20 protein-coding genes are annotated in these 24954 nt (G+C 63.5%); 5 read left to right on the top strand and 15 right to left on the bottom strand.

Translation table 11 applies throughout. The annotated features are described in order from the left end of the window. Window positions 1-45: 45 nt before the first annotated feature. From AC1Z3V_RS08290 to AC1Z3V_RS08315, 6 genes are read right to left on the bottom strand one after another with little or no spacing between them, the layout of a single operon-like run. Window positions 46-1731, bottom strand: a complete 1686-nt coding sequence (locus tag AC1Z3V_RS08290) for a Na/Pi cotransporter family protein (protein ID WP_483498271.1) — start codon at window positions 1729-1731, stop codon at window positions 46-48. A 21-nt stretch (window positions 1732-1752) separates the two neighbouring features. Next, window positions 1753-2358, bottom strand: a complete 606-nt coding sequence (locus tag AC1Z3V_RS08295; protein WP_334197684.1) for a histidine phosphatase family protein — start codon at window positions 2356-2358, stop codon at window positions 1753-1755. Next, window positions 2355-3455, bottom strand: coding sequence for an ABC transporter ATP-binding protein (locus tag AC1Z3V_RS08300; protein ID WP_483498272.1), 1101 nt, complete (start codon window positions 3453-3455; stop codon window positions 2355-2357). Before AC1Z3V_RS08300 ends, AC1Z3V_RS08295 begins: the two co-directional genes overlap by 4 nt. Next, window positions 3452-5197, bottom strand: coding sequence for an ABC transporter permease (locus AC1Z3V_RS08305; protein WP_483498273.1), 1746 nt, complete (start codon window positions 5195-5197; stop codon window positions 3452-3454). The genes AC1Z3V_RS08300 and AC1Z3V_RS08305 overlap by 4 nt, the downstream gene beginning before the upstream one ends. A 54-nt stretch (window positions 5198-5251) precedes the next feature. Beyond that, window positions 5252-6370 (bottom strand): ABC transporter substrate-binding protein, encoded by a 1119-nt coding sequence (locus AC1Z3V_RS08310; protein ID WP_483499601.1) that lies wholly within the window; start codon window positions 6368-6370, stop codon window positions 5252-5254. A 30-nt stretch (window positions 6371-6400) separates the two neighbouring features. Continuing rightward, window positions 6401-7237, bottom strand: coding sequence for a MurR/RpiR family transcriptional regulator (locus tag AC1Z3V_RS08315; RefSeq protein ID WP_483498274.1), 837 nt, complete (start codon window positions 7235-7237; stop codon window positions 6401-6403). Window positions 7238-7582: 345 nt separating this feature from the next. On the opposite strand from AC1Z3V_RS08315, the gene AC1Z3V_RS08320 reads away from it, so the two are divergent. Then, complete coding sequence (locus AC1Z3V_RS08320; protein ID WP_483498275.1) at window positions 7583-8896, top strand: MFS transporter; 1314 nt, start codon at window positions 7583-7585, stop codon at window positions 8894-8896. A gap of 705 nt (window positions 8897-9601) precedes the next feature. Then, complete coding sequence (locus AC1Z3V_RS08325) at window positions 9602-11185, top strand: Na+/H+ antiporter (protein WP_483498276.1); 1584 nt, start codon at window positions 9602-9604, stop codon at window positions 11183-11185. Window positions 11186-11197: 12 nt separating this feature from the next. On the opposite strand, the gene AC1Z3V_RS08330 is transcribed toward AC1Z3V_RS08325, so the two are convergent. The 5 genes from AC1Z3V_RS08330 to AC1Z3V_RS08350 form a co-directional block, all read right to left on the bottom strand. Further along, on the bottom strand, window positions 11198-11464 hold the full coding sequence (locus tag AC1Z3V_RS08330; RefSeq protein ID WP_429809493.1) for a DUF2277 domain-containing protein: 267 nt from the start codon (window positions 11462-11464) through the stop codon (window positions 11198-11200). A gap of 114 nt (window positions 11465-11578) precedes the next feature. Beyond that, on the bottom strand, window positions 11579-12880 hold the full coding sequence (locus AC1Z3V_RS08335) for a DUF2778 domain-containing protein (RefSeq protein WP_483498277.1): 1302 nt from the start codon (window positions 12878-12880) through the stop codon (window positions 11579-11581). A 427-nt stretch (window positions 12881-13307) separates the two neighbouring features. Beyond that, window positions 13308-15140 carry an adenylate/guanylate cyclase domain-containing protein gene (locus AC1Z3V_RS08340; RefSeq protein ID WP_483498278.1) on the bottom strand — a complete coding sequence of 611 codons (1833 nt, stop codon included), beginning with the start codon at window positions 15138-15140 and terminating at the stop codon, window positions 13308-13310. A gap of 200 nt (window positions 15141-15340) precedes the next feature. After that, a complete protein-coding gene (locus AC1Z3V_RS08345; protein WP_483498279.1) occupies window positions 15341-16525 on the bottom strand; it encodes a glycoside hydrolase family 5 protein in 1185 nt (394 codons plus the stop codon). A 142-nt stretch (window positions 16526-16667) separates the two neighbouring features. Next, entirely contained in the window at window positions 16668-17558 is an 891-nt protein-coding gene (locus AC1Z3V_RS08350) for a LysR family transcriptional regulator (protein WP_483498280.1), read from the bottom strand. A 104-nt stretch (window positions 17559-17662) separates the two neighbouring features. On the opposite strand from AC1Z3V_RS08350, the gene AC1Z3V_RS08355 reads away from it, so the two are divergent. From AC1Z3V_RS08355 to AC1Z3V_RS08365, 3 genes are all read left to right on the top strand, one after another. Beyond that, the gene (locus AC1Z3V_RS08355) at window positions 17663-18277 is read left to right on the top strand and encodes a nitroreductase family protein (protein WP_483498281.1); all 615 of its coding nucleotides are present in this window, start codon (window positions 17663-17665) and stop codon (window positions 18275-18277) included. Further along, complete coding sequence (locus AC1Z3V_RS08360) at window positions 18274-19128, top strand: EamA family transporter (RefSeq protein ID WP_483498282.1); 855 nt, start codon at window positions 18274-18276, stop codon at window positions 19126-19128. The genes AC1Z3V_RS08355 and AC1Z3V_RS08360 overlap by 4 nt, the downstream gene beginning before the upstream one ends. A gap of 64 nt (window positions 19129-19192) precedes the next feature. Continuing rightward, window positions 19193-20212, top strand: a complete 1020-nt coding sequence (locus AC1Z3V_RS08365) for a 2-dehydropantoate 2-reductase (protein ID WP_483498283.1) — start codon at window positions 19193-19195, stop codon at window positions 20210-20212. Window positions 20213-20274: 62 nt separating this feature from the next. Here the strand turns inward: AC1Z3V_RS08365 and AC1Z3V_RS08370 are convergent, their stop codons facing one another. The 4 genes from AC1Z3V_RS08370 to AC1Z3V_RS08385 all read right to left on the bottom strand — a co-directional run bounded on the left by AC1Z3V_RS08370 (window position 20275) and on the right by AC1Z3V_RS08385 (window position 24875). Next, window positions 20275-21231: an aldose 1-epimerase gene (locus AC1Z3V_RS08370; protein ID WP_483498284.1), complete on the bottom strand. Its 957-nt coding sequence runs from the start codon at window positions 21229-21231 to the stop codon at window positions 20275-20277. Between the two features lie 3 nt (window positions 21232-21234). Continuing rightward, the gene (gene araH, locus AC1Z3V_RS08375; protein ID WP_483498285.1) at window positions 21235-22185 is read right to left on the bottom strand and encodes an L-arabinose ABC transporter permease AraH; all 951 of its coding nucleotides are present in this window, start codon (window positions 22183-22185) and stop codon (window positions 21235-21237) included. Beyond that, window positions 22182-23714, bottom strand: a complete 1533-nt coding sequence (gene araG / locus AC1Z3V_RS08380; RefSeq protein WP_483498286.1) for an L-arabinose ABC transporter ATP-binding protein AraG — start codon at window positions 23712-23714, stop codon at window positions 22182-22184. The genes araH and araG overlap by 4 nt, the downstream gene beginning before the upstream one ends. A gap of 177 nt (window positions 23715-23891) precedes the next feature. Beyond that, window positions 23892-24875, bottom strand: coding sequence for an arabinose ABC transporter substrate-binding protein (locus AC1Z3V_RS08385; RefSeq protein WP_429809512.1), 984 nt, complete (start codon window positions 24873-24875; stop codon window positions 23892-23894). Window positions 24876-24954 lie beyond the last annotated feature (79 nt).

Genomic DNA, 24954 nt, shown 5'->3' on the forward strand with positions numbered 1-24954 from the left:
TTTCGTGAGAATGTCACCGCTCGACGAGTGACCACCGCCTTCCGATCAGCCGGCAGCACCTGTCGGCGAGGCGCTTCTGATCCGGCTGCTGCTCAACAGTCCGGCTGCCTGAACCAATGGGTAGCCGGCGGCGGCGATGTCGGAATTGATCCTGTGCAGATCGCGAACGAGGTCGATGAAGAGCGCGTTGCCTTTCGCGTCAGTTGTCGCTTCGATGCGTTCGCGGCCGAGATGCCGGCTGACGACATCGTCCTCCAACTCGCGAAAGCAATCCTTCTGGGCGGCAAGGCGGGCTGAGGCGGAAACGTCGCGCGACAACAGCGCCGCGGGAAGCAACCTCAGCGAAGCGGCGATCACCTCCGAGAGGGCGTCGAGCGCCTCGCGCTGGCTCGCACTAAGGGAAATGTTCTGCTTGACCTTGGCTCGGATGCGGTCAGCGAGGCTGAGCTTGATGACGTCGCCAGCATGTTCGAGGTTACTCGCGAACAGCATGATCTCGTGGGCTCTCACGGTGTCCTCCGCCGAAAGTTCGTCCTGCGTCAGCTGTCCGAGATAGGCGTGGACCGAGACCATGTAGTTTCCAAGCCTCGCATCGATCGAAGGCAGTTCCTTCAGGCTTTCCATCCGGCGGGATTGCAGCGCCGCCAGCGATATCAGGAACATGCGTTCCAGCAATTCGCTCATGCGTATCGTTTCCGTCGTCGCATTGCTGAGCACGATTGCCGGTGTCTCCAGCGACCTTCGATCGAGGTAGCGCGGGGATGCCAGCGGGTCGTCGGCGGCGGCGCGCGCCGGGACAAGTCGCTCCACCAGGCGGATGACTATGGGTGACAGCGGCAGGAACACGGCTGCGACCAGCAGGTTGAAGGCAGCGTGGAGGCCGACGGCCACATGAAGCGGTTCGGCGCGCAGGCGCCCGGCCACCTCCACGATCTCTTGCGTGAAGGGCAGCAGCGCGAGTGCCAGCAGGCCGCGGCAAAAGAGGTTGGCGAGCGGCAGTTTGCGGGCCACGGGGGGCTGGTCGAGCGTGGCGCTGACGGCCGGAAGGCCGCCGCCGAAATTGACGCCCAGGATCAGGGGTACGGTTCCGGCAATTTCGAGGCTGCCATTCATCAGAAGGGAAGCCACAAGCAGGATGACCGCAAGCGTTGAGTGACAGAGCCAGGCCAGCAGCGCGCCGACGAGGAAGCCGAGCGCCGGCTCCCCGGCCACTGCCCCGAGCATATCGTGGAAGAGCGTCGCCTGACGCAAGGGCGCGGTTGCCGAAACGATCACCTTCAACGCCATTAGCATCAGGCCGAGGCCCATCAGGATGCGACCGGCGTTTCGCGGTCGAAACTCGCTGGATGCGCTGAATGCGACATAGCCGGCGAACAGGAACAGCGGAGCGAGCGTTGCCGCCAGGGAGGAGCCGGAGGCAAAGAGGCCGGAGACGAGCGCCGAGCCGATATCCGCCCCGAGCAGGACGGCAAGGCCGGTCGGTGCCGAGATCGCCCCGGCGCCCGCAAGCCCGGCAACGATCAGCGCCATGGCGGTGGCACTGCCGAGCACGACGGTTGCCAGGACGCCGCCGCCGAAGGCGGTGAGCCGGTTCGACAGGCGTTCCTCGACGAAGCGCTGCAGCCGGTCGCCCCAGCCACGCATGACGCCGGTGCGCACCATGCGCACGCCCCACAGAAGCAGCGCCACGCCGCCAAGGAGTTCCAGGATAACCAATGTACCAGAGTTCATCTCACTGCCTCGTCGCAAGCATCAGTCGGCGACGGATTCGTCGGGGGCGACAGAGCCGATATTGTAGCCTTCGAGCTGCGCAGCCATGCTGCCGCGTCGCGGGAAATGCAGGATGGTCGCCGTCCCGGGCGTCACCGGAACGACACGCGACGGCGGAAGGTCGAGGAATTCGTGGCAAGCGGCACGAACGACGCCGCCATGGGCGACGATCAGCAGGTCCCCCTCGGTGCGCGACATCCAGTCGTGCACGCCTTCGGCCACGCGCCCGCGAAAGGCGCCCCAGGTCTCGCCATTGGCCGGCGTGAAGGTTCCGGCGCGCCAGGCGGCATAGTCCTCCGGACGCTCGGCGATCAGATCCGGCTTACGCCGCCCGGTCCACTCGCCCATGTCCAGTTCGCGAAAGCGCACGTCGGTCGGTGCGTCGGGATGGCCGATGAGCGCGACCGTCTGGCGGGTGCGGCCGAGATCGGAGGCGATGATGCGAACCGGCTTCAGCGCCTTGGCATAGGGGCGAAACCGCCTCACTTGCGCGACCCCGCGCTCGGACAGGAGCGAGTTGTCCTGGCCCTGCAGGCGTTGTTCGGCGTTCCACTCGGTCTCGCCGTGGCGCATGAGGATGAGCCTCATTGATGGATCCTTTCTCCGGTGGCGGCAAAGACCGCATCGGGTGTGCGAATGAAGGAAAGAGGGATCGTCTCCCCCGGTGTTGCGGTGAAATAGCCGTCGGCCATGGCGGTGACACGCAGGTCGCCGACCATCGCTGTCACCATGGTGCGTCCGGCAATCGGCGCCGCTTCGGCAAAGCGGGCGGCAAGCGATGGCGCGCCGGCGACCGACCCGACGCTGACATCCTCGGCGCGGTAAAGGAGCTGCACCGTGTCACGACCGGCCGAAAGCGTTGCCGGCGCAAGTGCCGTTTCGCCGAAGAGCAGCCGGTCATCCACGCGATGAACCGGGATCAGGTTTGCCGGCGGTGTGCCGAGGAAGGTCGCGACGAAAGTGGTTTGCGGGTTGCGCAGAAGATCGATCGGTTTGCCGAACTGCTCGATGCGGCCATTGTTGAGCACGGCCACGTGGGTCGCCATGGTCATGGCCTCGACCTGATCATGCGTGACATAGACCGAGGTTGCGCCGGTCGCCCGATGGATGCGCATCAGTTCGCTGCGCATCTCGATACGCAGCTTGGCATCGAGGTTCGACAGCGGCTCGTCGAACAAGAGGATGCTCGGCTCCGGCGCGATGGTTCGGGCGATCGCCACGCGCTGCTGCTGGCCGCCGGAGATTTCTGCCGGATAGCGTTCGGCAAGCGCATCGATACCGAGAAGCGCAAGCACGTCTCTGACACGCTTTTCACGTTTCTCCCGGGGCCATTTGGCGACCTTCAGCGGCCAGGCGATGTTGCCGGCGACGGTCATGTGCGGCCAGAGCGCGTAGCTCTGGAAGACGAGGCCGGCATTGCGCCGACCGGCGTCAGCAATGACGCCGCCCGCGCCGCTGGAGACGGTCTGCCCGACGAAGGCGATTTCCCCTTCGCTCGGGCCTTCAAGCCCGGCCAGCATGCGAAGAAGGGTCGACTTGCCGCAGCCGGAGGGGCCGACGAGAACCAGGAAGGAGCCAGCAGGCACGGAGATATTGACGTCCTTGACGGCGGTGAAGGCACCGAACCGCTTGACGAGGTTGCGGATCTTGATGGCGTCCGCGGCGCCGGTTGCAATCGCATTCATGGCTGTTTCCATTTCTGGACACGGTTCTGCAGGGCATGAGCCAGGAACGAGGCTGCCAGGCAGACGACGAGGATGACGAGGGTGATGGCGTTGGCGAACTGCATGAAGCCTTCGGCCGCATAGCGGTAGGCGACCATACTGAGCACTGGCGAGGTCGCGGTGAACAGCAGCACGACCAGCGAGAGGTCGCGTACCATTTTCACGAAGACGAGGATCGCCCCGGCAAAGAGGCCGCGGATGGCGAGCGGGAAGATGATCGCGAACAGACGACGGATCAGCCCCGCACCCGTCAGCCGGGCGCTTTCCTCGATGTCGGCGGAGATCTGGCCTAGCACGGAGCGGCCGGACTGCACGGCAAAGGGCAGGTTATGGGCCGACGCCGCGATGACCAGCAGAGCAAAGGTGCCGTAGAGCGAGGGCAACGGGCCGATCGGCGCGCCAAAGAGCGCGATATAGGCCGCGGCGAAGGCGATGCTCGGCACCAGCAACGGTAGGAAGGCGAGCTGGCTGAGCACGCTCGCAAGCAGGCTGCCCTTGCGCTGGACAATGGTGTAGGCGAGCGCAAGGCCGAGCAGCATCGTCGTGAAGGCAACGACGAGGCCGAGGCGGATCGTATTCCAGATCGCATCGATCAGAACCGGATTGCGGAAGATGCCGGCCTGTCCCTGCGCCATCTCGCCGCCGCCCTCGCCGATCCAGAAATGCAGCGTCCAGTTGGAAAAGAGTGCCCCGCTTTGCGGCGCAAGGCTCGATGCGGCAAGCACGAGCACCGGCAGCGCCGTGGTCAGAAGCCCGATCACCACGGCGATGGCGAAGAGTGGCCAGCGCCAGGCGCCGAGCGGGAAGCGTTTGGTTCGTCCGCCCTTGCCCGTGACGGTGATGAAGGCCTTGCGGCCTGAGACGATGCGATCGGACAGCCAGAGAAAGAGCGCCGACACGGCGATCAGCAGCAGCGCGAGCACGAAACCACGTTCGTTCTGCCCGGTCTCGATCATGCCGAAGAGGCGGGTGGAAAGCGTCTGCATGCGCACCGGCAGGCCGAGCAAGGCGGGTGCGGCGAAATTGGCGACGGCGCCGGCGAAGGTCAGCGACGTGGCGGCGACGAGCGCCGGTGTCACGACCGGCAGGATGATGCCGAAGAAGATGCGCGGACGTTTGGCGCCCGCCATCTGTCCGGCCTCGACCAGATCGGCACCCACCGAGCTCAGCGCAGCAGCGATGATCGTGTAGGCAAGCGAATAGTAGTGTGCAATCAGCACGATCGCCGTCGGGATCAGGCCCCAGGCCAGCCAGTCGGGAATGGCAAGGCCACTGGTTTCGAAGAAACCGGCCGAGCCGCCGAGACGGGAATTGCGAAACAGCGTTCCCCAGGCAAGTGCGGCGGCAAAGCTTGGGATCATGTAGGGCAGCGATGCCATCAGCCCGAGGAAGCGGCGCCCCGGCACGTCGGTGAGCACGACCAGCCAGGCGAGGAAGCCGCCGATCAGCAGGCAGCCGCCGCCGACACTGAAGCCGAGGATCATGGTGTTGAGAAGCGGCCGCCACCAGAGATTGGCGGAGAGCGGGCTGGCGAGCACGGCCTTCCAGGCCGCAATGCCTTCTGGCGTCAACGTGGTGACGAGGATGCGCAGTAGCGGCGCGACAACCAGGATGGCGACGATAGCAACGAGAAGGGCCGGCAGGAGGAAACCCGATCGGAGCAGCCGGCTGCCCGATGGTGCGGATATCAATAGGGATGTCATGTGCGAGCCTCGGCGTCTGTCGGCACGCATGGCGTGCCGACAGACGGTTTTCTGTTACTGGAGCGTGATGATCAGGTCGGCGATGCGTCCGCGCGCGGCGGCCGTCTTTGCCGGATCGATTGTCCAGGCTTTCAGTTCGCTGAGTTTGACCGAGTCTGGATGGTCGGCGATGGTCTTGCGGGTTGCGTAGTCACCGGGAACGTTGAACGGTTCGAAACCGGCGCCGCCCGTCGGCGTGTCGTCGCCGAACATGAAGTCGATCAGCAACCGGGCGGCAGCCGGATGGGGGGCCTTGTCCGCAACCGTCAGCACCGCCGGGAAGAGGATGCCATTGGCGGGCTCGACATTGTTGGCGACCTGCAGTGCCCAGCCTTCCTTCTCGTTGTCGCGCCGGTCGGAATAAGTGCCGAAACCGATGGGCGGGTTCTTGGCATTGACGTCGCCGACCGACTTGTTGAGCACGTCGCTGTTCGGAACGAGGATCAGGTCATTGGCGAAGAGGTTCTTGATGAACTGTTCGCCCGCGCCCTGAAGATCGGGCTCCACTTCGATGTCCTTGCCGAAATGGGCCTTGTAGGCGGCCGCCATCTCGTCCGGATGAAGCGCGATCTCGGTCAAAAGATCGAGCAGTTCTCCGCGTTGGCTCGGGTCGACCATCAGCACCCGGCCCTGCCATTCCGGCTCCGTGAGCTGCCAAAGGTTGGTGATGGGCGAACCGTCAGGAAACGCCTTTTCGTTGTACATCAGCACCTTGGTCGAAAGACGTTGGGTCAGCAGTGGTGCCTTGTAGCGGTCCTCCAGTTCATTCGATATGCGCGGCGGCACGTAGTTGACGATCCGCTTGCCCTCCAGAAGCTTGGTGAACACAACAGGCGTATCGGCGATGTAAAGCACGTCGACGGCATAAACGCCGGCTTGCTGCTCCGCCTCGACGCGCGCGATCTGCTTGGTCGAGCTCATGTCGAGGCCGATCAGGTCGATACCCGGGTAAGCTTCCTCAAAGGCCTTCTCGATCTTGGCGATGCGGCTCGACAGCGAGAAGACGGTGACGCTTCCCTCTTTCTGTGCGAGTGGCAGCAATTGCTGCGGCGTCAATCCGTCGAGATCGGACGCCATCGCGATCGACGGCATCACGAAACATGCGGCAAGTGCGGCATTGCTCAGTCTTTTCAACATTTCCTGCTCCTCCCTTTCAATTCCCCATCAGTCGAAGTCGTTGAACAACTCCGACAGCTTCTCCAGCCTGCCGATGACCTGCCCCTGGTGGCGCCCGGCGATCGTCAGGACAATGGCGTTGACGATCGCGAACGGGATCGTCGGTGTCTGGAATTCGCTTCGCGAGCGCCCCCGGGGTGCTGCGAGCATCAGATCAGCGGCGGGCTCCATCAGCGGCCCGGCCAGATCCGAAACGAGGATCGATCGCGCGCCGACGCGAGCTGCATGCCGAACCAGCGGGCCATAGCTTTGCGGCTGCTTGCGGAAGGCAAGCGCCACGACCAGGTCGCCGGCCTCCATGCTGACCAGGCGCTCGGCTATGTCCCGGCCGCGGCCCGTCAGTTGGATCGTGGTCATGCCGAAGCGGTCGAGGCGGCGCTGCAGGAAGCCGGCGACCGATTGCGCGTGGCCCTGCCCGAAGATGAAGACCCGGCGCGCGGAAAAGATCAGATCGGCAGCCCTGTCGATATCCGCCTGTTCCACCGATCGGGCGAGCGTTTCGAGCGCGGTGATCTCGGCCGCAATCAGATCGGTGAGATAATCCCCATGCTCGACCTTCGAGACCGACCGTCGCATGCGGTTGGCGGCGTCCTGGTCGTCCAGCACCTCGCGCTGCAATTGCGCGCGAAGGTCCGGAAAGCCCTTGTAGCCCAGCTTCTGAGCAAGCCGCGTGGCGGTGGCTTCATGCACAGAAGCGCGCTGGGAAAGCTGCGGGCCGGACAGGAATGCAGCTTCCGCCCGGTTCTCGAGCATGGTCGTGATCAGTTTCTGATCGGCATCGGTCAGCCGCCTGGAATAGGTCTTGATGCGATCGAGTATCGTCATGACGTCCCCGCAAGTTCATTTGCAGGATCTATGGTTTCTGCAATTCTTCGTGCCGTCAACAAGATGAGTGCAAGAATCTTTGCAAAGTCCTGCAAGGCGTCCAGGCGCGCAAGTTCGGCTGTTCTCGATCGGGATGCCCAGAGCGTGAAACCGACCTCTGATGACTACCTTTGCGTTTGTTTTGTGCGCGCGAACACAACTTCGGATTTGGTCCGGAAAAATCTCTGCAAGGCGGCGCAAACTGTCTGTGTCGCGCTATAGCCGGTCTTCCGCCGCTTCGAGGGCGCTATTCAAGTTCGATTTGCCGACGTAGTGTCCGCGCATTGATTTGCAGGGCGGGACGCAATGACGACGATCACGATGAACGAAGCGCTCGAGCGTGCCGGTACGGGACCTTATCAATATCGCTTGATCGGCATCTTCGGGTTGGTCTGGGCCGCCGATGCCATGCAGGTTCTTGCCGTGGGCTTCACGGCGGCCTCCATCGCCGCAACGTTCGGATTGACGGTTCCGCAGGCGCTCCAGACCGGTACCCTGTTCTTTCTCGGCATGCTGATCGGCGCCGTCGGCTTCGGCCGGCTGGCCGATCGGGTCGGCCGCCGGCGGGTGCTGATTGTCACCGTTGCCTGCGATGCGGTCTTCGGCATGCTGTCGATTTTTGCGCCCAGCTTCGGCGTCCTGCTGCTGCTGCGGTTCCTCACGGGCGCTGCAGTCGGCGGTACCCTGCCGGTCGACTATGCCATGATGTCGGAGTTCCTGCCTGCCCGTAGCCGTGGACGATGGCTCGTCATGCTCGAGGGGTTCTGGGCGGTGGGAACGCTGGTCGTCGCAGTGGCGGCATGGCTCGTTACGCGCGCGGAACTCGCGGACGCATGGCGCTACATATTCGCTGTCACCGCCATCCCCGCGGTGTTCGGCCTCGGGCTTCGCTTTCTCGTTCCGGAGTCTCCGCTCTATCTGCTTCGTGCGGGCAAGGCCGCCGAAGCAAAAGCCATCGTCAACCGGATGCTCGTCGCCAACCGCCACGCTCAACTTGAAACAGCGGTGTCGATCACGCTTCCTGCGGCCTCACCGGATGCCGGCATCTTCTCCGGGGATCTGCGCCGCCGTAGTCTTCTGATCTTGGCCGTGTGGTTCCTAGTCTCGATCTCCTACTATGGCGTCTTCACCTGGATGCCGCCACGGCTCGCGGGTGAAGGCTTCGGCTTCGTCCGCGGTTATGGTTTTCTCGTTCTCATCGCATTGGCGCAAATTCCAGGCTATGCGCTTGCCGCCTACGGCGTCGAGGCATGGGGGCGCCGGCCGACGCTGATCGGCTTTTGTCTTCTCTCCGCCTTGAGTTGCCTGCTTTTTGTCGTGGCAAATGGCGCCGCAATCATCGCAGCGTCGCTGCTCATCATGAGTTTTGCGCTGCTCGGCACCTGGGGCGCGCTCTATGCCTATACGCCGGAACTCTATCCGACGGAGGCGCGGGCAACCGGAATGGGCGCGGCGGGCGGCATGGCGCGGCTCGGCGGTCTGCTCGCCCCGTCCTTGCTCGGCCTTCTGGTGGCCCAGAGTTTCGGGCTTGCGATCGGCACCTTTGCGGGCCTGTTGCTCGTGGCTGCGATAGCCGCCTGCCTGATCGATGCGGAAACGCGCCAGACGTCGCTGGCGTGAGGTCCGCAGACGAATCCGCTCAGCGCTCCCGCTGAAGAAAGCGCAAATCACAGAGCCGAAAAAATGGGAGCTCTGCCAAGATGTTGCGGCAAGATCGGCCTGTGCGCAACCGGTGGATAGAATGCGGACAACTCGGGCAGCTCTGGAACCGGGCTTTCGGATCGAGCAGAGCGCCCTAGCATGCAGATGCGGCCGATCCCACGGTCGCTAGTGTAGCAGCTATATCATCGGGACCGGTGTTCGCACCGGTCCCGATCCTCTATCCAGATCTTTCTTCGGCCGTAGATGCGGTTCCGCCATCGTTTTGCAACCGCCGCACTCGCCAAGCGTGGGCGTGCGGTGGATCGCCTGGGTCTGCTCCTGTGCGGCACGCGCATAGCTGCATTGCACAATAATTGTTTTCCATATGGTCAAAAATCAGGCATAAAGCACACAGCTGATGCACATGGCGGTTCTCCTCCCAATGCCGCCGCAGCAGCTGTTCCCCTCTGGAGGTTAATTGACCTTCACACCTTATGGGCCGCGGTTTTCCGTTGGCCCTTTTTTCTTTCTGGCCGTGCGTCCTTTCTCCGCTCCGCGATCGGCCTTGCCGCCAACCCAGCCTCACAAACGATAGCCGCAGGCGCTGTTGATGGGCCGCGCCAATTGCGTTTCGGCAAAACGCGTTCTGTAATGCCGTCGTCCTGGAGGGTGGAGGCAGGGAGCGTGGAACCGACACATCTGTTCGAGCTGGTGATCGGCATGTTTGTGGCCATCATCGCCCTGCACTATGTCGCGGGCAGGTTCGGTCTGTCGCCTTCCGTGGCGCTTCTGGCCGGCGGCGCGCTGCTCGCCTTCGTGCCGGGCCTGCCGACCATCGAGGTGGATCCCGATCTGGTGCTCGTCATCTTCCTGCCGCCGCTGCTTCTCGACGGCGCATGGACCATCGCCGTCGGCCGCTTGCGCCGTCATTTGATCGGCATCGCCTCGCTGGCGATCGGCGCGGTATTCTTCACCTGTGCCGTCGTCGCCGTGGTCACGCATCTGCTTTTCCCCTCGCTTCCCTGGGCCGCCTGCGCGGCGCTTGGGGCGATCGTGTCGCCGCCCGACGCGGTCTCGGCTCGTGCCGTGCTGCAGCGCGTGCGGCTGCCCCGGCGGCTGCAGATCCTGCTCGAAGGGGAAAGTCTGCTCAACGATGCGAGTGGCCTCGTACTCTTCCGCTTCGCGATTGCCGCCGGTGTCACCGGGGCCTTCAGCGCGAGTGAGGCTGTCGGCAGCTTTTTCGTGCTGGCGATCGGCGGCGCCCTCGTCGGTACCGCCATCGGCACGGCCTGGGTTCTACTCGCGCGCCGCCTTGGCGACGAATATCTGATCATCGCTGCCACGGCTCTGCTTTCCTGGACGTCTTACCTGCTCGGCGAGTTCCTGCATGTTTCAGGCGTCATCGCCACGGTCACCACCGGCCTGATCGCAAGCTGGCACCAGCACACCGTGCTCTCGGCGGCTACACGCATGCGCGGTTCGTCGTTCTGGACCGTCATCGTCTTCCTGATGGAGGCTGCCGTCTTCATTCTGATCGGCCTGTCGCTACGTGGTGTGGTCGAGCGCGGAGGCGGCTTCGGTGTCGTTGCCGCAACCATGTGGTGGCCAATCCTTGCAATTCTCGTCGCGCTCGCCGTCGCACGGTTTGCCTGGGTGTTCGGGTCGGATATCGTCATCCGCCTCGGCAATGTCTTGGGGATGGAGCGCTATCGGCCACTTGGAGCGCGCGGCGCAACGGTGGTCTCCTGGGCGGGGGTGCGCGGCGTCGTCACGCTCGCCCTGGCCCTCAGCATACCGGAGGGTTTTCCCGGTCGCGACTTCATCCTCGTTACGTCCTTTGCCGTCATCCTCGGGACGGTGCTCGTCCAGGGCACGACACTCGGGCGGGTGATCGCGTGGGCGGGGCTGGTTGAGCCACCGTCGGAAAAGGCGCGCCTGAGCATGAGCCAGGCCGAAGCGGCCATGGCGCAAGCACAGCTCGTAACCATTCAGAGCCGGGCCTATGACGACGAAGGCAAGCTCATTCATCCGCAACTGCTCGACAGGTATCAGCGCCGTGCGGTGTCGATCGTCGACTATGCCCAGCGCACGGAGCACTACATGCCCATTCTTCATGCCCATTTCGACGTCGTGCTCGAAGCGGTCGCCACGGGACGGCGCGAACTCATCCGGCTTCATCGCGCCGGTGACATCGACGACGAGACATTGCACGAATTGGAACGGGACCTCGACCTTGAAGAATTGAGTGCGCTTGCCGCCAAGGCATGAGGCTGCGTTGTCTCAGGCGAAGCGGATCGCGTTCCTGGCGCGGGCCCTGGCGGCTTCTTCGTCGCGGTTGCGTGGCGGCTGCGACGTTTCGAGTGAATCGAGCAATTCCCGGGCGCAGGCCGCGATCGAATTGACCGCGTGCTCGAACGCCGCCTCGTTGCGCTTGGACGGTTTGGTCGTTCCGCTCAGTTTGCGAACGAATTGCAGCGCGGCGTCATGGATTTCCGCGTCCGTCGCCGGCGGTTCGAAATTGAACAGGGGTTTTATGTTTCGGCACATGACGGCTCCCGGTCCTTTCGTTCTCGCTCAAGGCCCGGATCTTAATGCCCGTTCCTCCTTGGCGGAAGACCTTTACCGTCCTTCTCCTGCAATCCGACTGTCGGGCGGCTCCTGTCAGGAGCTCCTGCCGTTCTGTGCCAGGCGCATGCCGGCCGCGCGTCCGCCGCTCGGCACCACGACGATCTGCTTGACCTTGCCTTGCTTGAAGGCGGTCAGGAAACGCGGATAGTCGGCGAAGGCGACGCAGCCATGCAATTCCGCGCGCTTGCCGCGCAGCAGGTAGCTGTGGGTCAGGAAGCCGTCGCGGCCGTGCTTGTTCTTTCCGTCGATCGGCAGCATGCGGATCGCCTCGACCCCATGGAAGCGTGTCTCGCGCATCTTGAGATTGTAGGTGTGCGGTGGGGTCGGGCCGGTCATCTTGACGTCCACGTAGCGCGGATTGTCGGCCATCTTGCCGATGCCGGAATGGGCCTCGAGCACGCTGCCGTCGGGCATGTAAACCTTGGCGGCGGTTATGTCGTAGACGGCGACGCCATTTCCGGCCTTGGCTCCACCGCCGAACATGTTGCGCAGCGCCTGGCCGAAGCCGGTGCCGGAGCTATTTTCCGTCGGATCTTCTGGCCGCGCATAAGCGACCTTCGGCTTTACCGGCATTTCGCGGTCGGCCGGCTTCCCCGTCTCTTCGGCCTTTATCGCCGCCTCGACTTCGGCCTGTTTCGTCGCAGGTCTCTCGGGTTCGGCAGCGGGCTTCTCAGCTTGTTCGCTGCGCGGCCGAAATTGCGGCATGGGACCGACGGACGGCGTGTCTTCATGGCTCGGCAACGCGGCCGTATCATCCGTCGTGTCCGGATCCGGCTGTTCGGCGAGATCGTCCTCGGGAGGTGCGGTCAGCACGGCGGAGAACGCACTGCCTTCCACGTGGCTCTGAGACGGAGTGGCATAGGCGAGCTGGATCGCCGGCTTGTCGGCGAAACCGGTCGTCACCGGAGCGAAGCGGGCCGGCGCGGCTACGCCGGCCATCGCGGTCACCTGGCGAGATTGGGCGGAAACCGCGGGAGCGGAGGCGCTGGCGAGCTGTTCGGACGCCAATACGGCTTTCTTCACGGCCGTTGCGAGACGCGCGCTCTTGCCGAGCAATTCGGCATCTCTCGGGAATTCGAGATCGCTCGCAAATCTCGTTGCGGAGACGAATGGCTGCGCCGCGGCGGCCGCGACGAGCCGCGTCGCCTGGTTGACCCTGGCGTGCTTGTCCCAGGCGCGTTCTTTCGTTTTTTCAGCCAAATGGAGCTGCGGTTTGGGCAGCAGGCGGCCCGAACCATGCGCGAAGGAACCGCCCACCGCGACCATGCCGACGAGTGACCACGCAGCCGCGCCGACAAGAGCGGTGCCGCAGCAAGTGATCAGCAATGGACGCAACAGACGATTCAAAGACTGTGGGCGAATGATCTTACTCAACAACGCAAATCAAGCCAGAAATTCACGCAAAAGGCCCTCAGGCCGGCGAGCGACCATCGCTACGCGACTTTCCGGATTGTCCCCTTCTTGACGACTGATGGACAAAAGATGGAGAAGTATGGTTAAATTTTGCTTTCCAGCCGGCGAAAAGCAGCATTTTTATCAACGGCCATCCGAAATTCTGAAAGGGTCTGCTCGCGGCGCGCGCTGCCAGCCGACGAATGCGCTTCAGGATTGTCTATCGCCTGCGATAGAACCGAAAAAGCTGAGCGCAGGCGGCGTCCATTATCCGTCACTGCGGATGCATACCGACAGCCGGCGCGCGGCCCATTTCTCCTGAAGGCGAATGACTGCGATCTGAGCGGCTCGGCGGCATCGGTGGGGCCGCTTATCCCGCTTTGGTCGGCAGCCGGTAAATCTCCGTCTGTTCCGTCCGACCGGAAAGGCAGTGTTTGCCAAGTGGTGTGAGGTCGGAGCGGTCTTCGGTCAAGAAACTGACTGTTTCACCGCTCAGGAGCACGACGATCTCTTCATTCGGCGCCACCGACTTGCCGAACTGCTCCAGGCGATTGCACACGTTCACCGCATCGCCGACGATCGTATAGGCGGACCGCCCGCTCATGCCGATATTGCCCGAAACGACCGGACCGGAATGGACGCCGACGCGCACGCGGAGGGCAGACAGCCCCTGCCGGCGCCGGTCCGCATTGTCCTCCGCGACCGCGAGGGCAATGGCGCGGGCCGCGCGCATGGCGCGATCGGCGTGATCCGGCTGGTCGTCCGGGGCGCCCCAAAATGCCATCACGCAATCGCCGATGAACTTGTCGATCGTGCCGCCTTCATCCTCAATGCAACGGCCGAGCAAGTCGAAATGTCTGTTCAGGAGCGTGGCGACTTCGGCAGCGGTGGTCTTTTCGGCCGTGGCGGTGAAATCGACCACGTCGGTAAACATGATCGTCACCGTTCGCTGCGTCGAGACGAGATCGCCGCTTCCAAGGAGGTGGCGCACCAGTTTCTTCGGCACGTAGGTTTCGAGCCAACGCAGCCCGGTCAACATCGTATTGTAGGCCCGTGCCTGCTCGTTCAACTCCGTGAACAGGCTGCCGGGCAGGGGATGAAGAGCCGCAAAGTCGAGCATGCCGACGGCACGGACCTCATGCGCCATGCTGGCGACCGGGCGAACGATCAGGCGGCTGACGACCCAGGCGATGACGATTGCTGCGAGCAGGACCACGAGACCGGCTATGCCGGCGCGCAGCAGGTCCCAAATCGGTTTTTCCAGGGATTCGATTGGTATCTCTACGCCGACGATGAGAGGGGCCGGTGCATAGCCGCTGATTTCGCGGGTGAGAATGACACGGTCGTCTTGGCCCGCTTCCACAAAGCGCGCCTCCAGTGCGGAATCGTGGAAGGTCTGAGGTTCCCCCTCCCACAGCACGGCAAGGAACGGATCGCCAAGTTCGTTAAGCTTCGGCAGCCGGTGCGCCGCGGATAACAATGGATGGCCTGACGCCATCAGGGGATGGGCGAGTACCTGATCGCGGCCATAAAGGACAAAGGGTGTCGTCCCGGGATTCGAGACGGCGATCTGGCGCAGGAAGTCCGAAATGGCATCGACCGTGATCGTTGCCCTGAAGACGCCGGCAAACTGGCCTCCCGTGCTTGCCGGTTGCTGTCGGTTTGTGACCGATGTGCGTATCGCCGGGTCCGGCACGAAGTAAACCGGTCCCCATTGGGCTTTGCCGCTGCGGCGCGCCTGGTCGATCTCCGTGCGCTCGTTGTCGGTCTTGATGGTGTCGGCGAAGGAAAAGACGCCCTTGGGGCCCTGGGTCACACCGAAGATTTCGCCATTTGGCCTGACGAAGGAGAGCACGCGAACCTGCGGAGTCGCCGCCAGGGCACCAGTCATTACGCGCTCCAGCGCCAACGTGTCTTTCGGATCGAGGCGGCCGGCCCCGACTTCCTTCGCGAGGAACGCCAGCTGGTCCTCAACCGGGGCGAACCGGCTTCCGATTTTCGTCTGGACGGCATCGAGGCCGAGATGGGCCGATTGGGCGAGCAATTCGCGGGTTGCACCGGCCGACATATACCAGACGACGGAGAGGATGACAGCGGCGGTCAGCGCCACCAACGCCGCCATCACGATCGCCAGCGTGCGCGACAGGGAAATGGTTCGCTTTCGTGTGTCGGCGTCGGTCGCCCCGGTCGTCTCCACGGACATGCCTCAAGTTTCAAACGGCACCACGGACGTCGCGGCGCTTGCAAGGTTAAAGGTTGTTCTAACGATTCTTGCCCTTTTTCCAAGCGGATCAGGTCCGGTTGGTTGGGCGAAGGCCGAGACGTGATGTGCATCGCAAGGGATCGCTTTGCGACGGCTCGACCACCGGTACAGCCAGATTCCGAGCGCTCCGGTAATACTGATCACGGATCATTGGCAAGGCGCCTGCTGATGGGCGCAAACTCCGGCGTCGACTGGCGCGGCGTCGTGTCGCGCTCGCCGGCTTCCATCTGCTGCCAATATTTCCAGCCCACGGTCTTCGAGCCGAGCTCATAGTCCATGCCATCCCAGGCATCCTCGCGGAAGCTGTAGAAGGCCCAGTGCAGATCGTCCTTGTCGAGCGCGGTCAACACGTCCTCGAGATAGGTCTTGCAGCCGGACCAGCGCCGCATGCAGCCAAATTCACCGGCAACGAGACGATTGAGCGGGATGCCGCTGTCCTTGGCCCATTGCACCGGCTTTGCCAGATAGCCGGCCGTTCGCGCCTTGTCCCAGGTCTCTTCGCCTTCGCCAAAGGGCACCTTGCCCGGATAGGCATAGGGCTTGTCGCGCTTGATGTTGGGCGCGCTCGTCGCCGCATAGGGCTCGTACATGTGAAAGCTGTAGAGCACCTTCTGGTCCGTGAGTCCCGATGGCCAGTAGGAAAACGCGTCAGCTGCCCCATACCAGCCGGCATCTGCCATGATGGGTGTTGTCGGATCGACCGCGCGGATGGCCGCAATGATGGTCTCGTAGAAGGCTCTCAGATCCGCAGCGCTGCCTTTTTTGCTGGCGTACCAGGCCCGCATCGCCTGCGGATCGGCGTGCTCGGCAAGGCCGTTATTCTTCTCCGGCGCCGGTTCGTTGATGATGTTGTAGGCGGCGACCGCCGGATGGTCCTTCAGTTCGCGCGCCAGATCCCGCCAGAAATTTGCCGCCTGGTCCCACCAGGCCTTGTCTCGCCAAAGCCGACCGTCGAATGTGTTGCCGTTGTTTTGGGCCCAGCGCATGCCTGGCAGCGACAGCGGTGCGATCACGACCTTGAGGCCGGCCTTGTCGGCGCGGTCGAGCGTCGCCTTCAACGTTTCGAGATCGGCGGCCGGAATGCCCGCATATCTGTCGGCGTCGCCGATCAGGTAGTCGCGTTTTGCCGGCTTCCACTTGTCGTAGGAAAGGCGCACCCAGGTGGCGTCATAGCCCGCCAACGCCCTGAAGTAGGCCTCGTCCGGCGGCAGCCGATTGAAGCTGTTGCCGCCATGCTGCGGCTTGTCCCAGAACGTCATGAGATCAGCGGCATTGGCCGGGCCGGCAAGGCTGAAAGCGAAGAGGGTGGCGGCAAGCAGGCGCATGAGGTCATCCTTGGAGCACGGGTTCGAGTGCCGGTAACCTGGCGCATCGCATCGCCGATGTTCCCCAGGGAACAGGGGCAGACTTTGTCGCGATCGTCTGTCCGGTCGCGTCGCGGCCTGATCGCCGCAAGCGGGCGCGCAATTACGGGCGGCTGAATGTTTCGGCGAGAAAATCGAGAAACGCCCGGATCTTCGGCGCGACGTGCTGTCGCGAGGGGTAGATGGCGTAGAGCGTGGTTTCGACCGTATCCCAGTCGGAGAGTACGCGTTGCAGTCGACCGTTCCTCAGGTCGTCTTCCACATAAGGACGGGGTATCAGGCTGATCCCGAAGCCGGCGCGCAGTGCGTCGCGAACGGCAAGGCTTGACGTCACGGAATAGCGGGCTTTCACGGTCACTTTCTCCGTTCGACTGCCCTTGCGAAACTCCCATAAGTCCGCATGGCCCGAAAGACTGAAGCGGATACAGTTGTGCGATTTCAGGTCCGCGGGATCGGTAGGTTCGCCATGCGCCTCGAAATAGGCGGGTGCCGAACAGACGACATGCGGCATGACTGCGAGTTTTCTCGCAATCAGGCTTAAATCCTCCAGTTTGTCGCTGCCGCGAATGGCGAGATCGAACCCCTCTCGCACGATATCGACACGCCTGTCGTCGAGATGCAGATCGAGCTTGAGGTCCGGGTAGCGGGACAGGAACGCGGGGATGACGGAGGAAAGCCGCATCAGCGTCACGGTCATCGGGGCGGCGACGCGCAACGTCCCGCCCGGCGTCCGCCGGACGGGCGAGAGCGCCGCATCGGCATCCTTCAATGCATCCAGTCCGCGCACGACGTGCTCGAGATAGAGTGTGCCCTCGTCCGTCAGCGCCATGCGTCGCGTGGTCCGGTTGATGAGCCGTGCGCCGACGCTGGCTTCGAGCTCGGCAACATTCTTGCTGATCGCGGCAGGAGACAGGCCGAGCTTGCGCCCGGCTTCGGCAAAGCTGCCGAGTTCGGCCACATGGCGGAAGACCTGGAGGGCAGTGTAACGATCCACGATAATTTCCCAAAGGTGAAGTATGTCTTGTAAAATGGCGATATTATCAATCTACGGTGATTTCAATACGGTCGATCCGAATGACCTTCCATCGGACCGAAAGAATGACACATCCCATGATCGCCCTCATCGAACAGCGCGCGTCCGCCAACCGGTTCGATGCGACCCATGCGTTGGCTGACGCGGAAATCGAGGAACTGGTGCGCCTCGCGACCCGCGCGCCAACGGCCTACAATCTTCAGAACTGGCGGTTCATCGCCGTGCGCACGCCGGGAGGCAAAGCCAGGCTGCGTGATGTGGCGCACGGGCAATCCAAGATCTCGGAAGCCGCCGTGACCTTCATCGTCTGCGGCCTGTTGCCCGATCACGCGGCGCTTGCTGCCAGGCTGCGCCCCTTCGTCGAGACCGGACACATGCAAACCGAGATGGTCTCCGGCTGGCAGGAAGCCGTGCGCGCGCAATATGCCGATGCAAAGGTTGCCCGCGACGAAGCGGTGCGTTCGGCGACGCTCGGTGCCGCGACCCTGATCTACGCCGCCGAAGCGCTGGGACTGTCGTCCGGCGCGATGGGGGGATTCGATGCTGAAGGCGTGGCGCAGGAATTCAATCTGGGGCCGAATGAACTGCCGGCAATGCTTGTCGCGGTTGGCCGCGCGGCACCCGGAAACTGGCCGCAAAAACCACGCCGGCCACTTGACGAGGTTCTTCACTTCTCATGAAAGCCGGCCTTTCCGATATCACCATCACGGCAATGGCCCCCGTCATTTGGGGCAGCACCTATATCGTCGCCACCGAGTTCCTGCAGGGGTTCTCGCCGCTGACGGTCGCGCTGCTGCGCGCATTGCCAGCCGGATTGCTCCTGCTGCTGATCGTCAGGCGACTGCCGACCGGCATCTGGTGGTTCCGCGCCTTTGCGCTCGGCGCGCTCAACATTTCGATCTTTCTGAGCATGCTGTTCGTCGCCGCCTATCGGCTTCCGGGCGGCGTCGCGGCAACCGTTGCGGCAGTCCAGCCCTTGATCGTCGTCTTCATTGCGGCGCTTCTCCTGAAGGCGCCGATCCGTCCCTTGTCAGTTGTCGCGGCCATGGTCGGAATTGTCGGTGTGGCTCTTTTGGTGCTGACTCCGCAGGCCGCACTCGACGAGGTCGGGATCGCAGCCGGTCTTGCCGGGGCAGTTTCCATGGCCTTCGGCAACGTTCTGGCCCGAAGGTGGAAGTCGCCGGAATCGCTACTCACGTCCACGGCCTGGCAGCTTACGGCCGGTGGCTTGCTCCTCGTTCCCGTCGCCCTTGCCTTCGAGCCGGTGGTGCCGTTGCCGACTGTTCCCAATCTGCTTGCGCTCGCCTGGTTGAGCCTGATCGGCGCGGCGCTGACCTATGTTCTCTGGTTTCGCGGCATCGGCCGGCTGGAATCGGCGGCGGTGTCGGCACTTCTCTTCCTAAGCCCACTGACGGCCGTCCTGCTCGGATGGGTATTCCTGGGCCAGTCCTTGAGTGCCTTTCAGATTGTCGGCGTCCTGTCGGTCGTCGGCAGCATCTGGCTCAGTCAACGCGTTTCCGCTCGATCATGAACGACGAGTTGGAATGCGACGATGCCGGCCTATACTCCCAGGCATGCGAGGAGGGGCAAGTGTCGTGAAGATCGGAGTGTTCGGTGCCGGCGCGGTCGGCGGTTTTGTCGGCGGGTGCCTTTTGGCTGGTGGCGCGGAGGTCATTTTCGTCGGCCGGTCGGCCCGCGGTGCGGCCTGGCAGAAAAACGGATTGCGCCTTACCGATCTGGACGGACGTGACGATTTCGTCGCGCCCGAACGGGTCGTCTACTTCGAGTCTGTTTCTTGCCTGGCGGCTTGCGATCTTATCCTCCTGACGGTCAAATCCGGGCAGACCGCGGTTGCTGCGAAGGAGCTCTGCGCGGTGCTACGCTCCGGCATTCCCGTCCTCAGCCTCCAGAATGGGGTGAGCAACACAGCGATCCTGCAGCAACTGCTACCGTCTGCCAAAATCCTGCGCGGCATGGTTCCGTTCAACGTGACCGCACCCGACCCGGCTCATCTGCATCGTGCAACGGAAGGGAGCATTGCTGTCGAGGACGACCCGGTGACGGCCGCGGCCGCACTGCTCTTCAGGGCCGCGGGACTGGCGCTCGACCTGCGCGGCGACATGGAAGCGGTGCAATGGGCGAAGCTGCTGATGAACCTCAACAACGCAATCAACGCGCTCTCCGGCTTGCCCTTGCGTGAAGAGCTCCAGATGCGGGGCTTTCGCCTTTGCCTGGCGCTTGCCCAGCGGGAAGCACTTTCGCTGCTGGCCGCTGAGGAACGCCTCCAGCCGGCACGTCTGACACCGCTGCCACCAGCTTGGCTGCCGCCCGTCCTGAGCCTGCCGGATGCTCTGTTCCGGATCATTGCCGGCCGCATGCTGAAGATCGACGCCACGGCGCGTTCGTCGATGGCCGACGACCTTGCCGCCGGCCGCTTCCCCGAAGTGGATTGGATCAATGGCGCAGTCGTCGCGCTTGCGGCAAGGCTTTGTCGTCGGGCACCGGTCAACGCGCGGCTGTGCACGCTGGTCAAGGAAGCAGCCGCCTCCAGGCCGAAGGCGTGGGAGGCCGATGCATTGCTTGCCGATCTCAGGCAGAGCGCGCGCTCAGGATAGAAAGAGGGGGCCTGTTTTCGCAGACAGGCGCTCGGCATCGCAGACAGTCCTGCATGATGCGCCTACGGTCGGAGCCAGGATGACGCACCCGTGTCGGTACTCCGGCAATCCCGCCAGTCGCAGCCGCTGGGTCGTTCAGGGCCGAGTTGATCGACCCGCAACGTGACGGTGCCTTCCAGGGCTTCTCCGGGCGCCAGCCTGACGAGACCACCGCGTTCTGCCTGATGGTGGGCGTTCGGTCGGTGGCTCATCGGCTCGAAGCAGAAGAAGTCGGCATCGATGGAGGGCGAATAGAGGACGAAGAAGCGAAAGGTCTCGTCCGCATCAAGCGAAAGCGCAAGGCCGGTTTCCGGCCACTCGATGCGCATCTTGCCATCCCAGCCCTCGAAGGCATTGTTCAGCCAGCCCGGTGGCAGCGCTGCACCGGCCGTGAAGTCCAAATCTTGCGGAACTGGCTGCATTGCGTCCGGCAGGTGGTTCTCCCGTTCCGTCCAGTAACGATCGGCGTGGGCAAAGAGGCGCATTCCCCGCGTGCGCGGAAAATAGGGATGGAGGCCCAGTCCATAGGGCAGCGCCTGCGCGGCGCGGTTGGTGACGGCGAGCGAAAGCGTCAAGTTCGAACCATCAATCGTCACCATCTGCACCACCTCATAGGCGAAGGGTGTGGCGGCGCTTGCCTCCTGCCGATAGTGCAGCGCAAGCGAATGTCCGTCCCGACGAAGGATCGACCAGCGCCCAAGCCAGGCATCGCCGTGCAGAACGAGCAGGTCTGCCGTGTTGGGCGCCAGCGTGTAATCGCGACCTTCGAAGTGGAAGCGATTGTCACGAATGCGGTTGCCGAAGGGCACGAGTGGGAAGCAGGCTTCGGCGCCGAAGATCTGCGAGGCGAGCCCCGGCGCCGGTGTCGGCGCGAGCACCGGAGCGCCGCGCCAGCGGACGGAGAGGAGGGCACCGCCGAGCGGGCTCACCTCGACGGTGAGCCCGACGTCATTCTCGAGAAGGACGGTGTCTTCCGCCATGCGTTAGCCGCGCCGGCCGGCGGCGGCCGAGCGCAGATTGTCGAGCAGCACGGCCAGCAGAAGGATCAGTCCGCGTACGACATACTGGTAGAAGGCCTGGATGTTGAGCAGGTTCATGACGTTCTCGGCGATGCCCATGATCAGGACGCCGACGATCACGCCGGTCATTGCCGCGCGGCCGCCGGCGAGCGAGACGCCGCCGAGCACGCAGGCCGAAATGACCGAGAGTTCGAGGCCCGTCGCCGCATTCGGCTGGCCCGAGGTGATGCGTGAGGCAAGGAGAACGCCGGCAACGGCGCAGACAAGGCCCTGCAGTGCAAAGATCCAGATGCGCATGTTGGAGACGTTGACGCCGGCGAGGCGCGAGGCTTCGGGATTGCCGCCGATCGCCAGCGTGTTCTTGCCGAAGACGGTGCGGTTGAGCACGAAGCCGAAGGCGACGAAGAAGACGCCCATGACCCAGATCGGTGCCGGGATGCCGAGGAACTTCGACAGCGCAAGCTGGTAGAACCCCGGATCGTTGATGCCAACGGCGCGACCGTCGGAGGCAATCAGTGCGAAGCCGCGCACGATCTGCATCGTGGCAAGCGTCGTGATCAGCGCGTTGATGCGGAAGTGCGCAATGATCACGCCGTTGACGAGGCCGACGATGCCGCCGCAGATCAGCGCCGCGATGAGGCCGACGAGAATCGAGCCCGAGGCGTTCGAGGCCATGACGGCGGCCATGCCGGAAAAGGCAACCGTGGAGCCGACGGAGAGATCGAAGTCACGCGAGGCGAGGCAGAACATCATCGTACAGGCGACGATGCCGATGGTGACGACCGACTGCAGGAGGCCGAGCATGTTGCGCTCGGTCAGGAAGTTCGGAACCGTCAAAGCCACGATGGCGAAGGCGACGGCAAAGATGACGACGAGACCCTGTTCGCCGAGAAGAAGTTTTTTCAGTGAAGTCATGACGGCTGAACCTGCTCGGTTGGAAGTTCGCTGGCGTTTGCCACATCGGGAAGGGCGGCGGCGAGGATGCGGCGTTCGTCGAAATCGGCGCGCGCGATTTCGGCCGCGATCCGGCCCTGGCACAGGACGAGAATGCGGTCCGTGATACCCATCACCTCCGGCAGCTCGCTGGAGATGACGACGATCGCCATGCCCTCGGAGGCGAGCTCGTAAAGGATTTCATAGATCTCCGACTTGGCGCCCACGTCGATGCCGCGCGTCGGTTCGTCGATCACGAGCACCTTCACGCCCTGTTCGGAAAGCCAGCGGCCGAGGATGACCTTCTGCTGGTTGCCACCGGAGAGGTTGATGATGTCCTGCTTGCGCGAGGGCGTGCGTATCCGAAGCTTGGCGATGAAGCGGTCGGCAAGCTCCGCCTCCTTCTTGAGATCGAGGATGCCGAAGGGTGAAAAGTGCCGGCGCGACGAGACCGCCATGTTCTCCTCGATGCTGCGCCCCTGGACGATGCCGTCGAACTTGCGGTCCTCCGGGCACAGCACCATGCCGGCGCGGATCGATTGCGGCGGGCTGTCGGCCGGCACCTTCGCACCGTCGATCACGACCGTTCCCTGGTAGCGCGTGTCCGCGCCGTAGACGAGCCGTGCCAGTTCGCTGCGGCCGGCACCGATCAGGCCGAAGAAGCCGAGGATTTCGCCGCGCCGGACGGAGAAGCTTAAAGGCGTTTTCAGTTTCGGCCCGGCGATCGCCTCGACGCGCAGGCGCTCAGGTCCGAGATCGCGACCCCGCCAGCCCCAGATGTCGGAGATCTCGCGCCCGACCATCTCGGCGATGATCTGGTCGCGCGTCACCTTGGAAATGTCAGGATGGTGGGCGGCAAGCTTGCCGTCGCGCAACACCGTCAGGCTGTCGCAGAGGCGGAAAATCTCGTCGAGGCGGTGGGATACGTAGAGGATCACGGTGCCGTTCGAACGCAGGCGCTCGATGAGCGCAAACAGGATCTCGCTTTCGCGTGAAGACAGCGACGACGTCGGCTCGTCGAGCGCGATGACACGTGCATCGAGCATGACGGCCTTGGCGATCTCGACCATCTGGCGCTCGCCGATCGAGAGCGAAGCGATCTTGGCGGACGGATCGACGTCGATGCCGATTTCCGCGAGTTTCTCGCCGACGACACGGATCAACTGCCGGCGATCAATGACTCCACCTTTGCCAGGGAAGTGGCCGAGCCAGAGATTTTCGGCCACCGTCAGTTCCGGAACGAGTTGCAGTTCCTGATGGATGACGATGACGCCGGCCCGAAAGGCATCGCGCACGGAGCGATAGCCTTGCGCCTCGCCTTCAATACGGATCTCACCCTCGTCGGCTGCCTGGTCACCGGACAGCAGGCGGATGAGCGTCGACTTGCCCGCGCCGTTCTCGCCCATGAGGCCGTGAACGGCACCCTTGCGCACGGCAAACGAGACGTCCGACAGCGCCTGGACGCCGGGATAGCCTTTGGAGATGGACCGGAATTCGAGGAAATCTTGCATGCGCGGCTCCGAGGCGGATTGCCCGGCGGACGGGCCGCCGGGTCGATAGAGCGGGATGAGGAAACGTGTGCGCGGCTTTCCGCCTGCATCCCGCTCTAGATTACGAGAATCGAACACCTTTATTGTTTTGGGTCGGTCTGGCCCAAAACAATCGTGATCTCGTGTCGCAAACTGCGATCACTCGATGCCGAGGTCCTTGCGTACGGCTTCGTAGTTGTCGCGTAGCGCAAGCTGGCCGGCGGTCAATGTCAGCTTTTCCGGCTCCTTGCCGTTGGCGATCCACTCATACATGTTGAGTGCGGTTTCGTAGCCGTGACGCTTCGGCGAGATGATGACTGTGCCGAAGAAGCCGGTAGCCGTAGGCTTCTTGAACTCGTTGATCGCCGAATCCGCGCCGCCGATGCCGACGCCGATCATGCTGTCGGCGGGAATGCCAACCGTCTCGGTCGCGCGCACGGCGCCGAGCACCGCTTCGTCATTGAGTCCGATAGCGACCCACTTCTTGATGCCAGCATTCTTGTTGAGCACGATCGTCGAGGCGTTGAGCGCTGCCTCCGTATCGGTCTTGGCCTGCGGCGCATCGAAGATGTTGGCTTCCGGGAAGCCGTTGGCCTTGAGCACCGAGAGCGCGCCTTCGACACGGTCGACCGCCGTCGGGAGCTGGTCGTAGGAAACGCGGATGGCGCCGACGTCCTTCATGTCCCAGCCGCGCTTCTTGACCTCGTCGACGATCGCCTGGCCGACGGCCTCGCCGATCTTCGTCGCGGATATGCCCATATGCGGAACGTCTTCGATCGGGCTGCCATCGGCGTTGACCAACCGGTCGTCGACAGTCATCAGCTTGAGTTCGTTGGCGGCGGCCTTGGCGACGATGCCGGGGCCGAGCTTGACATCTGGTGTGCAGACGATGAAGCCCTGGGCGCCCTGGGCGCCGAGGTTGTCGATCGCCGATTGCACCTTCTCGCCGTCTTCGGCGCCAATCTTGACGAGGGTGAAGCCCTTTTCCTTGGCGGCGACGTCGGCGAACTTCCATTCGTCCTGGAACCACGGCTCTTCCGGCTGCTTGACGATGAAGCCGATCTTGACGTCGGCAGCAAAGGCCGAGGTAGCCGTGAGCACGGCGACGGTACCAGCCAGAATGGCTGCCTTGATAAAGCGCATGATGTCTCTCCCTGGTGAACTGCCTCCTGCAGTGAGCATTTGTGTATGATGAATCATCATATTCGTCAATTGCCTTTGT

The organism is Ensifer sp. 38_S197, from assembly GCF_056924495.1.